The sequence below is a fragment of the Candidatus Bathyarchaeia archaeon genome (assembly GCA_038883335.1).
Taxonomy (GTDB): Archaea; Thermoproteota; Bathyarchaeia; order Hecatellales; family Hecatellaceae; genus JAVZMI01.
In genome coordinates this window covers 15288-28214 of sequence record JAVZMI010000002.1, presented here as the reverse complement: position 1 = coordinate 28214, position 12927 = coordinate 15288, and the positions used below count along the sequence as shown (strand labels likewise).

The 12927-nt window shown below is 48.7% G+C and carries 9 protein-coding genes; 8 read left to right on the top strand and 1 reads right to left on the bottom strand.

From position 1 onward, the window contains the following. Positions 1–39: 39 nt before the first annotated feature. From QXJ75_01260 to QXJ75_01230, 7 genes are all read left to right on the top strand, one after another. A complete protein-coding gene (locus tag QXJ75_01260) occupies positions 40–798 on the top strand; it encodes a (5-formylfuran-3-yl)methyl phosphate synthase (GenBank protein MEM3736709.1) in 759 nt (252 codons plus the stop codon). Positions 799–952: 154 nt separating this feature from the next. Next, positions 953–1201, top strand: a complete 249-nt coding sequence (locus QXJ75_01255; GenBank protein ID MEM3736708.1) for a DNA-directed RNA polymerase subunit H — start codon at positions 953–955, stop codon at positions 1199–1201. Between the two features lie 2 nt (positions 1202–1203). Next, complete coding sequence (locus QXJ75_01250; GenBank protein MEM3736707.1) at positions 1204–4554, top strand: DNA-directed RNA polymerase subunit B; 3351 nt, start codon at positions 1204–1206, stop codon at positions 4552–4554. Further along, on the top strand, positions 4554–8375 hold the full coding sequence (locus tag QXJ75_01245) for a DNA-directed RNA polymerase subunit A' (GenBank protein MEM3736706.1): 3822 nt from the start codon (positions 4554–4556) through the stop codon (positions 8373–8375). Before QXJ75_01250 ends, QXJ75_01245 begins: the two co-directional genes overlap by 1 nt. A gap of 75 nt (positions 8376–8450) precedes the next feature. Further along, on the top strand, positions 8451–8768 hold the full coding sequence (locus QXJ75_01240; GenBank protein MEM3736705.1) for a 50S ribosomal protein L30e: 318 nt from the start codon (positions 8451–8453) through the stop codon (positions 8766–8768). Continuing rightward, the gene (locus QXJ75_01235) at positions 8752–9195 is read left to right on the top strand and encodes a NusA-like transcription termination signal-binding factor (protein MEM3736704.1); all 444 of its coding nucleotides are present in this window, start codon (positions 8752–8754) and stop codon (positions 9193–9195) included. Before QXJ75_01240 ends, QXJ75_01235 begins: the two co-directional genes overlap by 17 nt. A 132-nt stretch (positions 9196–9327) precedes the next feature. Then, a complete protein-coding gene (locus QXJ75_01230; protein MEM3736703.1) occupies positions 9328–10671 on the top strand; it encodes an S-methyl-5-thioribose-1-phosphate isomerase in 1344 nt (447 codons plus the stop codon). Positions 10672–10750: 79 nt separating this feature from the next. On the opposite strand, the gene QXJ75_01225 is transcribed toward QXJ75_01230, so the two are convergent. Then, a complete protein-coding gene (locus QXJ75_01225) occupies positions 10751–11416 on the bottom strand; it encodes an MBL fold metallo-hydrolase (protein MEM3736702.1) in 666 nt (221 codons plus the stop codon). A gap of 115 nt (positions 11417–11531) precedes the next feature. On the opposite strand from QXJ75_01225, the gene QXJ75_01220 reads away from it, so the two are divergent. Next, a complete protein-coding gene (locus QXJ75_01220) occupies positions 11532–12860 on the top strand; it encodes an Nre family DNA repair protein (GenBank protein ID MEM3736701.1) in 1329 nt (442 codons plus the stop codon). Positions 12861–12927 lie beyond the last annotated feature (67 nt).

The window sequence follows — 12927 nt, the reverse complement described above, 5'->3', positions numbered from 1 at the left end:
AGAGGATAAATAGTTCACAGCGTTGCGAGGCCGCCTATAGTGAAACTTCTCGTTAGTGTAGTAGATGAGCATGAGGCACTAGAGGCAATTAAAGGTGGGGCTGATATACTGGATGTGAAGAATCCTCGAGAGGGTTCTCTTGGGGCGAACTTCCCATGGATCATAGAACGAGTCAAACGAGTAGCAATAGATGTGGAAGTTAGCGCCACACTAGGCGATCTGCCAAATCTGCCAGGCACAGCTGCCCTAGCAGCTTTTGGGGCTGCTTGCTCAGATGTCGACTATGTAAAAGCGGGACTATATGGGTCTCGAAACTTCAGCGAAGCCACGGAACTAATGGTTGCTGTTTGTAAGGCTGCGAAAGGATATAGGCCTAAGGTCAAGGTCGTTGCTTCAGGATATGGTGACTATAAGGAAATAGGATGCATCTCGCCGCTGGATCTTCCAGCTATAGCATATAAAGCTGAGTGTGACGGCATCCTCGTCGATCTCAAACTTAAGGACGGCAGGCGCCTCTTTGACTTCCTAGACACCAACGAGTTGAATAGGCTTGCAGCTGAAGCTCATGATAACGGTCTAACAGTTGCTCTGGCGGGCTCCTTGAGCGTTGATGATATCGCTAAGGTTTGGGGGATAGGTGCAGACATCATCGGCGTTAGGGGTGCAGTCTGCACCGGCAGGGACAGGGTTAAAGGTGTGGTGGATCGAAGGCTGGTGGCTATGTGGGCTCAGAAGATGAAGGAGTTAAATGTCTCTAACTGTAAACCAGCTGTCTCAGAGGGAGTCCGCGATTTTTAAGTTCTATACTCCCGCGCACGTTTCGCTATTTTCGCAAAAAGTTTATTAGTTCCATTCTATTATCGAAACTCTACCCGTGCAGGTTAATCATAGAGTTGAATACCATATCTGTTAACTAATTGTTTAACTATACTAAGAGAAGTGATCATATCCTTTGGTGAAAGAAGAAGAATTCACCCTACCTAAACATGAACTGGTTCCTGAACATATGATAGCCTCAGAGGATGAGGTTAGACGGCTTTTATCAACCTATAGGATCAAACTTTACCAGCTGCCTAGGATTAAGCTCTCGGATCCCGCAGTTAAAGCTCTTAAGGCTAAAGTTGGGGACGTAATAAAAATCGTCAGGAAAAGTGAGACGGCAGGCGAGAGTGTATACTATAGGTATGTTGTGGAGGAGTAGCTATGGCCGCGTCACACGAACAGTATTGGAGCCTCGTGGAGCGTTTTCTCAAAGAGGAAGGTTTGGTAAAGCAACATCTGAAATCCTACGATGACTTCATAGAGAATGGTCTGCAAGCTATAGTTGATGAGGTAGGCGGTATAGATATAGCAGCTGAGAACCGTTACAGAATCAGGTTTGGGAAGGTTAATCTTGAGAAGCCCAAGGTTGTGGAGGTAGACGGGTCCGCCCATGGCATCCTCCCCATGGAGGCTAGGCTTCGCAATATCACTTATGCAGCCCCTCTCTACCTAGAAATGTGTATCGAGAGGGATGGAAAGAGGATATCCCCACTCGAACCCATCTACATAGGCGACATACCCATAATGGTAAAATCAAAAAAATGCAACCTTTCAGGGGTGAGTGAAGATGAACTAATTCGGATGGGTGAGGATCCAAGAGACCCGGGTGGCTACTTCATCATAAACGGCTCAGAAAGAGTAATGGTAGGTCTCGAAGATCTCGCCGCTAACCGTATTCTAGTAGACTATGACGAGTCGGGGGTCGGTGTAGCCTACAAAGCAAAAGTCTTCTCAACAACCGTCGGGTTCAGAGCTCGCATAGAAGTCAAGATGAAATCTGACGGGTCTATAAATGTCTCCATCCCTGGAGTTGTTGCGGACATACCATTTGTAATCTTGATGAAGGCTTTAGGGGTTGAGGCAGATAGAGAGATAGCTGAGGTTGTCTCGCCGCTGGAGGAGATACAGGATCAACTGGAGCCTTCATTCGAGAAGTCTGAGGGGGTCCTCAAAACCTCAGATGCGATCCTATACATTGGTAACAGGGTTGCCTTCGGTCAGATTGAAGAGTACAGACTCAAGAAGGCTGAGGGAGTTATAGACAGGAACTTTCTACCACACATAGGTAGAACGCCAGACAAACGGAAGGAGAAGGCCTATTTCCTAGGTGAGATAGCTAATCGGATGATAGAACTCAAACTCGGCATCAGAGCATCTGACGACAAAGATCATTATGCTAATAAGCGGGTGAAATTGGCCGGAGTTCTATTGGCAGATCTATTCAGAACAATGTTTCGCAACCTTTGCCGTGATATGAAATACCAGCTGGAGCGAACCAGTCTGAAGCGAGTTGGCGCCATAGGTGCAATTAACGCTGCAGTCAGACCTGGTATTATCACCGAGAGGATTCAGCATGCCCTAGCCACCGGTAACTGGGGGCGGGGTAAGGTTGGTGTTACTCAGCTACTTGATAGGACAAACTACGTGGCCTCTCTAAGCCACCTTCGCCGTCTTCAATCTCCCCTTAGCCGAAGTCAGCCCAACTTTGAAGCTAGAGACCTCCACTCCACCCATTGGGGGCGGCTATGCCCAAATGAAACACCCGAAGGCTCGAATTGTGGTCTCGTAAAGAATCTCGCTCTCTCGTCGTCTATATCGGTAGGTATAGACCGAGAAAAAGTCAGGGCGCTTCTACTGAACCTTGGCGTTGTAGAATTGGAAAAAGCTAGCAGAGAGCTCAAAGTTAACGGAGCTAAAGTATTCCTTGATGGGGTTATAGGGTATTGTAGCGACCCTCTTGGACTTGTGTCGAGAATTAGAGAGCTGAGGAGGAAGGGTGAGATCAGCCATGAGATCAACATCGCCTTTTATGAAGAGAGGTCTACGAGGGTCATCCTCAGAGAGGTTCACGTAACCTATGATGCCGGAAGAGTTCGGCGGCCCTTAATTGTCTGCAGGGATGGCCGCCCTCTCCTTACTTCTGAGCATATAGAGAAACTTAAGAGTGGAGAGATTTCGTGGGAGTATCTGATCAAGAATGGCATCATTGAGTTTTTAGACGCTGACGAAGAGGAGAATGCTTACATTGCAATATTCGAAAGTGACCTCACACCGAAACATACACACCTTGAGATAGCACCCTACACCATCCTAGGTATCTGCGCCTCACTCATACCGTACCCTGAACATAACCAATCCCCGAGAAACTCATACGAGGCGGCAATGGTAAAGCAGGCTTTAGGGATCTACTCCACTAACTTCCATCTGAGAGCTGACTCGAGGTCGTACATTCTGAGTTATCCTCAAACACCTCTAGTCACCACTAAGACTATGCTCACGGTGGGTTATGATGAAAGACCGCTCGGCCAGAACTACGTTATAGCGGTTCTATCCTTCGAAGGATATAATATGGAAGATGCTCTGGTCTTCAACAAGTCATCAGTAGAGCGGGGGTTGGGCAGGTCGATTTTCTATAGGGTATATGAAGCTGAGTCAAGGCAATACCTCGGTGGAGGGAAAGACCGCTTCGAGATTCCTGAGGCTGGGGCTAGAGGCTTTAGGGGTGAACAGAGCTATCGCCTCTTGGAAGCCGACGGGATAGTTGGTGTTGAAGCCGAGGTTTCTGGCTCTGACGTTTTAGTGGGCAGGACAAGTCCGCCACGTTTCCTTGAAGAATACAAGGAGTTTGAAGTCAAAGGGCCTACGAGGAGGGATACCTCGATTACCATGAGACCATCCGAAAAGGGAGTTGTGGACACAGTCTTTTTGACTGATACATCGCAAGGTACTAGAATTGTAAAAGTCAAGGTTAGAGACACTCGGCCTGCAGAGCTCGGCGACAAGTTTGCCTCCCGCCACGGGCAGAAAGGCGTCATAGGGATGTTGGTTCCTCAAGAAGATATGCCATTCACGGAGGACGGGATAGTCCCGGATATAATCATAAATCCTCACGCTTTCCCATCTAGAATGACTGTAGGGCAACTTGTAGAGACTCTGGCAGGCAAGGTTGCCTCAGTTTGTGGGCACACAATCGATGGTACCCCTTTCGTAGGCACTAAACCTGAGGAGTTGAGGAGAGCTTTAAAGGAGTTAGGTTTTCACCACAGTGGAAGAGAAACTCTGTATAATGGCATGACAGGTGAGAAACTCGTTGCCGACGTCTTCATGGGTGTGATCTATTACCAGAAGCTCCATCACATGGTTGCTGACAAGATGCACGCCCGGTCTAGAGGTCAAGTTCAAATGTTAACAAGGCAGCCTACTGAAGGGAGAGCTAGAGGTGGTGGTCTCCGTTTTGGGGAGATGGAGAGAGACTGTTTAATAGGTCATGGGGCGGCAGTTCTCCTAAAGAACAGGCTATTAGACGAGTCTGATAGGTGTGTGATGTATGTCTGTGAGCATTGTGGCTTTATCGCTTACTACGACCAGATGCAGAGGAGATACGTCTGCAACCTTTGTGGCGATGACGCTATTGTGTCGCCTGTGGTAGTTTCATACGCCTTCAAACTTCTTCTCCAAGAACTGATGAGTCTATGCCTTGCTCCTAGACTAATTCTGGAGGACAGAACATGATGTCGCTGGAAGTAGTAGAAGAGGTAACAAAAACTATCAAGAAGATCAAGTTCGGCGTCCAATCCCCTCAGGAGATCAGGAAATTATCCGTCGTCGAATTGCAAGAGGCTGACACCTACGACGAGGATGGGGCGCCGATACCGATGGGGCTGATGGATGAACGCATGGGTACATTGGAGCCTAGGACACGGTGTAAAACCTGCGGGAATCCCCCGGCGAAATGTCCTGGTCACTTCGGTCATATAGAACTCGTTACGCCAGTTATTCACACAGGTTTTACAAAGATTATACATGAACTTTTAAACCTATTCTGTAGCGAGTGTGGTAGAATCCTCCTCTCAGATGAAAAAGTTGAGGAGTATAAGGCTAGAATAGCAAAAGCCAGAGATGAAGTCGGCATCGATCCTGTGAACATATACGAGGAGGTTAGGCATGAAGCGAGGAAGAATATTAGGTGTCCACATTGTATGAAGAAACATAACCATATCGAATTTAGTAAGCCCACAAACTTCTTCGAAATCACGGATGAAGGGACACGCCCCCTCGAACCGTCCATCATAAGGGGAAGATTAGAACTAATAAAGAGCGAGGATCTTGCGGTCTTAGGTTTCTCTCCTCAATCCGCTCGACCAGAATGGATGGTTCTACAAGTTTTACCCGTCCCGCCCGTTGCCGTTAGACCCTCGATAATGCTCGAGTCAGGCATAAGGTCTGAGGACGATCTAACACATAAACTGGTCGATATAATACGAATAAATAATCGCCTCAAAGAGTATGCGGCTGAAGGCGGCGCTCCTCCTCTCATCTTTCGCGAACTTTCAGACCTCCTCCAATACCATGTTACAACCTTCTTCGACAATGAGACTTCTGGGATTCCTCCAGCTAGGCACAGGTCTGGTAGGGCTTTAAGGACTCTCTCGCAGAGGTTGAAGGGCAAGGAGGGTAGATTCAGAAGTAACCTCTCCGGCAAACGAGTAGACTTTTCAGCTAGGACTGTAATCTCCCCTGACCCAAACCTCAGCATCGATGAGGTAGGGGTACCATTGGAGATAGCGATGCGGCTAACCTATCCGGAAGTTGTAACCGAGTGGAACATCGAAGAGCTCCGGCAACTTGTAAAGAATGGGCCATCAACCTACCCTGGGGCTCTCTACGTGGTTAGGCCTGACGGCAAGCGTATCAGACTTGAATTCGTAGTCGATAGAAGTAAAGTCGCCGAAAGCCTCCAGCCTCACTTTATCGTAGAACGCCACCTGAAGGACGGCGATGTGGTGGTCTTCAATAGGCAGCCTTCCCTTCATAGAATGTCTATGATGGCACACTTCGTCAAAGTTCTACCATATAAGACTTTTAGACTACACCTCTGTGTATGTCCTCCCTACAACGCTGATTTCGATGGGGATGAAATGAACCTCCATGTTCCACAAACGGAGGAGGCAGTGACAGAGGCTAGGGTCTTAATGCAGGTTCAAAATCAAATTCTCTCCCCGAGATATGGTGGGCCTCTTATTGGCGCTATTCGGGACTTCATCACAGCATCATACCTCCTAACTAGAAAGACTACGTTCCTCCGTAGGGATGAGCTGTGCAATCTGCTGGTCTCGATTGGTTATGAAGGTGAAATTCCAGAGCCAACTGTAAAAGGTAAAGAACCGTTATGGTCTGGCAAGGACTTATTCAGTCTCCTACTACCGAAGGGGCTGGACTACGTCATGAAAGCTAACATCTGCCCTGGTTGCCCCAAATGCCTCTACGAAGACTGCGACAAGGATGCTTATGTCGTTATTAAAAATGGGAAACTGCTGTCCGGCGTGATAGACAGGAGTGCTATAGGGGCTGAAAAGTCAGAGAGCATTTTACACAGAATAATAAAAGAGTATGGAACTGAAGCAGGCAAAGCCTTTATGAATTCTCTCTGCAGACTCGTAAACAATTTCTTATCTCTAAAAGGGTTCTCCTACTCTCTGGAAGAGTTGGATATATCACAGGAGGTTAAATCGGCTATAGAGAAGAGAACAGCTGACGCTAAAAAGTACATAACTAAGTTGACAGCCTCACTTAAGGATGGAACTCTACCGAGGCTGCCTGGCCGTTCCATCGAGGAGTCGTTCGAGATCTACGCTATGAACGAGCTTGCCAAGGCTCGCGACGAGGCTGGGGCCAAGGCTAACTATTACTTTGGTATGGAGAATAGCGGGGCTATAATGACTAGGACTGGAGCTCGCGGTTCAAGCCTAAATATAGGTCAAATGACGGCCTGCCTAGGTCAGCAGTCAGTTCGAGGGAAGAGGATAATTCGCGGCTACAGGAATCGTGCCTTGCCCCACTTCGAACCCGGCGACCCTAGCCCCGAAGCCCGCGGCTTCGTCTACAGATCATACCGAGACGGTTTGTCGCCGACTGAATTCTTCTTCCACGCTATCGGTGGCAGGGAGGGCTTGGTGGACACGGCTGTTCGAACTCAGCAGAGTGGTTATATGCAACGCCGCCTCGTTAATGCCCTCCAAGATTTAAGGGTTGAACATGACGAGACTGTGAGAACGGCTACCGGTCAAATTATCCAATTCCGTTATGGAGAGGACGGAGTTGACCCTGCCAAGAGCGACCACGGCAAAGCCGTCAATATTGAGCGGCTTGTCGAGAGGGTGAAACTTTCCACTTCTGGAGGAATGGCTGCGTCTGAGCGTTATATTAATGAAAGATTGGACGAGGTTAAAAATGAATTAACCCCCCTACTTATCAATGAGCTGAGGAAGGACCTCTCAGGGTCGAAGCTTAGTAAGGAGGCCGTGGACAAGGTTATCTCAACCACGGTTCGCGATTATAGTATGGCGAAGATTGAACCTGGAGAATCCGTGGGGGTGGTTGCTGCACAGTCGATAGGTGAGCCTGGCACACAGATGACTCTACGAACCTTCCACTTTGCCGGCGTTAAGGAGATGAACGTTACCCTAGGTCTTCCACGAATCATCGAGTTGGTAGATGCTCGAAAGATCCCTTCCACACCTATCATGACGGTTTATTTGCAGGGGGAGTTCAGAAAGGATAGGGAGAAGGCAACTGCTATAGCCCAAAAGCTAGTCTACACCACCCTCCGCGACGTGTCTTCAGGAATCTTTCTCGATCAGGCTGAGGCTTCGATAATCGTGAAACTTGATAGGCTGGCAATGAAGGAGGGAGGCGTAAACCTCAACCAGATCAAGTCAGCATTTAAGTCTATGAAGTGTTCCATCTCAACTCATGGGGATTCGTTGAAAATAAAACCTGATGATACTAGCGAGTTAACTAAGCTCTTTGAGAAAATCCCGTCCTTATGCATAAAGGGGGTGCAAGGCATCAGTAGGGCCTTAATCACTCAGGAAGATGGGGAGTGGATAATTAAGACTGACGGCTCGAATCTAACAAAGGTAATAAGAGTAGAGGGTGTCGATCCGACTAGGACTAATACTAACAGCATACACGAGATCGCTGAGACTCTTGGGATAGAGGCTGCTAGGAACGCTCTGATAAGAGAGATAAGGAGCGTATTGAGTGAACAAGGGTTAGATGTTGACATTAGACATGTTATGCTGGTCGCAGACATGATGACCTGTCTTGGCGAAGTTATGCAGATTGGGCGGCATGGGGTGAGCGGTGAGAAGGCCAGTGTCCTAGCGAGAGCTGCCTTTGAGATAACAGTTCCAACACTGATCTCTGCAGCCGTTAGAGGTCTGGAGGATAATCTAACCGGAGTAACCGAGAGTGTGATATGTGGTCAAATGATCCCTGTAGGGACTGGTACTGTTAATCTCTACATGGCACCAGGCAAGGAGAGGTCTTAAAATTAGTATCGCGAAATCATATTGCTTTAATTATATTTCAACTATTGTTAGGGTGTGGTTTAGGGCGGTGTAAGAATGTCATATATGAATAAAGCCATCTTGATGGCGTTAAAGGCGGGTAAGGCTAGGTTTGGCTGCAAACAGGCCTTGGAGATGCTGAAAAGTGGGAAGGCTAAACTTGTTATATTAGCTTCAAATTGTCCTGAGAAAGTTAGAGCTGAGGTAAACATGCTCGCGAAACTGTCGAATACGCCTGTATTTCAATATCCGAGTTCAAGCACCGATCTGGGGGTCGCATGTAGTAGAACTCATACGGTTGCAGCAATGGCTTTGGCGGAGATCGGGGAAAGTGAAACTCTCATGAGGTTGGTGAAGGGTGTTGATATCAAATAAGATAAAGCTCACAGCTGACGAGATGCGTTACATTGCACTTTTCGAGAGTGTAACTGGAGCCACCTCCCGAGACTGTCTCATTGACAAGAATAGTAACAGAATTATCTTCGTGACTAAGCCTAATGAAGCGGGTTTAGCCATAGGGGAAGGGGGGTCAAAGGTGAAGGCGCTTAAGAGGATGACTGGGAGAGATATTGAGATAGTTGAGTATGCTGAGACCCCTACTGAGTTCATAAAGAATCTTTTCAGCCCGGCGAGGATAAAGGAGATTCGTATAACCGAGAAGCTCGATGGCAGGAAGATAGCTGTCGTCACGGTAGATCCTAGGGACAAGGGTGCAGCTATCGGCCGAGGTGGAGAGAAGGCTGAGAGAGGCAGATACCTTGTGAAAAGATACTACGACATAGACAACATAATCATAACCTGAAATAGGCGATACGTATCCTCATGTTATTATTGTATCCCCTTTGCACTTCCTAGGCGCGCCTCCTCAGTTGTCGTTTTAACCTAATTCTCAGGTTTTAAGGAGGCTTGTTACTCTGAATCGGAGGTTGGACCTTTGGAGCTGAGAAAAGTTGTAACAGTTTTCCTCGAATATAACGGGCTGATTTTAATTCTCAAACGGAGCGGTAGGGTTGGAACTTTCAAGGGCAAGTGGGCCGGGGTCAGCGGCTATATTGAGGGGAACGAAGACCCTTCGAGCAGGGCGCTAATAGAGATCCAAGAGGAGGTAGGTCTCAACGCTCGGGAAGTTCACCTAGCCGTTAAAGGTAAGCTCCTGCTAGTTCCCGACAAGGAGAAAAATGTTCTATGGGTTGTGTATCCCTATCTCTTCAAGGCTGACAAGCCAAGTATAACGGTAAACTGGGAGAACGAGGAATACCGGTGGATAAAACCGGAGGAGATAGACCTATACGAAACTGTGCCCATGCTCCGGCAGGCGCTTATGAGGGTTAAGTTTGACGCTAGACTTCCACCAAGCCCGGATGTCGCTAGGAAACTCTGGGAGATAGCATCTGATAGAAAGCGGGGTGCACGGCAACTTGCAGTGGAAGCCGCTCAGACTTTGAGGTTAGCTGCGGATGCATGCGAGCTGGGGGCTCCCGAGGAATGTTTGCGGCGCCTCGAGGAGACAGCTGAGAGGCTTAGAAACCTTAAACCCAGCATGTGTTCAATTGCTAACATTATAGATCTCCTGTGCTCCCGAATTTTAAGACTTAAAGCTACGAGTTTGGCTTCACTAAAAATCTCAGTTGCACGGGAGGTCGAGGAGGCGGTTAAAGGTTTAGAGCTGTCTTCGAAGAAGGCTGTGAGGGAAGCGTGTAGAAATATTGGCGACGGGTACACAGTGCTAACGCATAGCAACAGCTCGATGGTTATTGAGACATTCAAGCAGGTAGCCTCGGAAGGGAGAAGGATGAGAGTCGTAGTTTCAGAGTCAAGGCCGCTCTGCGAGGGAAGAGAGGTTGCAGCTGAGCTTTCAACGGTAGGGGTACCCGTAACGCTAATCACCGACGCAGCAGTTGGCCACTTCATTACTGAAGCTGACATGGTGTTAGTTGGTGCGGATAGCGTACTCGCCGATGGCTCACTAGTCAATAAGGTGGGAACTTATTTGATTGCGTTGGCCGCGAAGGATAAGGGTATCCCGTTCTATGCGGTTTGTGAGTTCTCCAAGTTCGATGTTAGAAACTATCTTGGCGAAGAACCTATACTCGAGGAGAGGGACCCATCAGATGTGCTGGATAGCTTCCCGCCAAGTATGACCGTCAGAAATTTGTATTTCGACATAACCCCACCTAGTCTGATCTCGGGCATAATAACAGAGGATGGGGTGGTTGAGCCTGCTAGTGTGCCGCGCTACATGGAGAAGCTACTTCAACGACATCTACTAGAGCCTTAGCTTGCCTTCCAAAAGAGTCTACCTACAAAGGTTAGTTTTTAGACAATTCTCCGTATGGAGGGAGGTCGTCTATCTTCGGTCATAATAGCAGTTCAGCGTTTCTCAAGGAGGCTTCAATCTGCTCATTCACAGCCTCAGTAACTATATTCATGTGACCTGGGGCAAGTATCCTCACATCTAACCCGGTGAGTCGCCTTATCGACTTTGCAAGCTGAGCGGGGTCTCCTCCCGGGAGGTCTGTCCTTCCGATATTTCCGTAAGGGAATATGGTGTCGCCTGAGAAAAGGAGCTTGAGGCTTGGTTCGTAGAGGCAAATACCGCCAGGCGTGTGGCCTGGGGTATGAACTACCTCAAAGATTAGGTCTCCAGTGACGAGCTTTTCTCCATCCCGAAGGCGTCGGTCAACCTTGAATGTAGGCATCATGTCTCCGAACCTGAGCGCTATACTCCGCGAATTAGCTAGAAACTTCTCTTCCAATTCGTGCATTGCTATTTTCGCTCTCGAGGCCCTCTGAAGGTGGAAGTTCGCTCCGCAGTGGTCGAAGTGGCTGTGCGTGTTGATTATCAGCTCTAGATCTTCAACGTTTACTCTATCCTCCCTGAAGTGTTTGAGTAGAGTGTCCAGCCGGCTTATGCTACCGGGGTCTACAACTGCTAAGACCTTATCGTTTATCAAGTATGTGTTGGAGCTTAGGATGTCAGACTCGGAGCCAGGATAGAAAAATATTCGGTCACATATTCTCACGAGTTCCACCTCAGCCTGGTAAAGCTACCATCACGACAAACCCTTAGAACTCAAACTTTGGGGCACGCGGTAATTCCTTAAATTCTTGACTAATAAAGAGTACTACTGAAGATTCATGCCACACATTAGAGAGCTCCTCCAGCAACGCAGAATTTTCTCCGAAGAGGAGTTTAAGGGGTTCGAGTTTCTAGAAGGTATTGAGTTCATACAGCCGAAAGTTTCCATCTGTCTCCTCTGTAAAGGGGGAAGGATGCTCTGCGGCAAGCCCTTCTGCCCAATAGCCGCCAAGGCTAAGGCGCTAGCCAAGCTAACTCCACTAATTGCCTCTGAACATATTGAAGGTTCATCTCCTCCAAGTGTCTTTGTAGGTCACGTAGGCTACCCTAAGGTCGCCTTCGGCCCTATGATGCCACCTTACTTCGGCGATACGGAGATTTTAGACACCCCAGAACGGTGGATAGGATTATCGATTAGCGAGATAATAGACTACCGTTTCTCTCTAATCAGAGGCAAGATCAGAGCTTCCGTAGATGACGCGAGCAAAGGAGGGCGAATCCTCGATAAGCTTCAAGAGTTAGCGATGGGTATCTCCCCCACGGAAGCTGAGGCCACCTTCGCCAAGACGCCTCGGCGAGTTTTAACTCTTGACGACAATTCGCAACCGTTCGGCCCTTCAGCCCCTCTCAGATTCTTCAACGTGCCAAATATCAAAACGGACTGGCGGGTTGAGAAGGTTTTCTCTGACGGCGATCTGAGGGCGTCTGAGGCGGTTGTCCAACTCTATAAGGAAGGCGTTGCGGTGACGAGGATCCAACGCCCCTTCAGCTTGGGGATGTTAGGGCTGAGGTCCAGTAGGAAGCTAGTGCCGACGAGGTGGAGCATAACAGCCATCGACAGTATTCTATCCCTCCACCTCATCAAGGAGATCAAACAATACGAGACGATCAACGAGTACAGGGTTTACACCTACACAAACCTCGACAACAGGTTCGTAGTCTTCCTTATGCCTTACACATGGCGCTTCGAGTGGATTGAGGCGTGGTTTCCAGGCACAACATGGAACGCCAACGGGGCTGCCCCAGCGATAATGGGCGACTGGGAAGATTGGGGAGGGCGAAGGACTTACGCTAGTGTAGGCGGCTGCTACTACTCCGCACGGTTAGCCACAGCCGAGAAGCTCAGCGTAGAGCGGAGGCAAGCAGCCGCCCTCCTGCTGAGGGAGATCCACCCCGGCTATGTTCTCCCTGTGGGTGTTTGGAACGTTAGGGAGAGTGTCCGGAGAGCCCTTAGAGCCGCCCCTGAGAAATTTGATAGCCTCGAGGCCGCGCTGGCTCACGCAACGAGGCATCTTGCCATACCCCTCAAAACTTGGATTGCTAATAGTACAGTCTTGAGGCAGCTGCTCCTCCAGACGCGGATCACCGAATTCCTTGCGCCGAGCTAGTGTACTCAGCCTGTCAGGGCTTATATGCCGCTCACGCTTTGCGGCGCCTAATTCTATACTTATACAC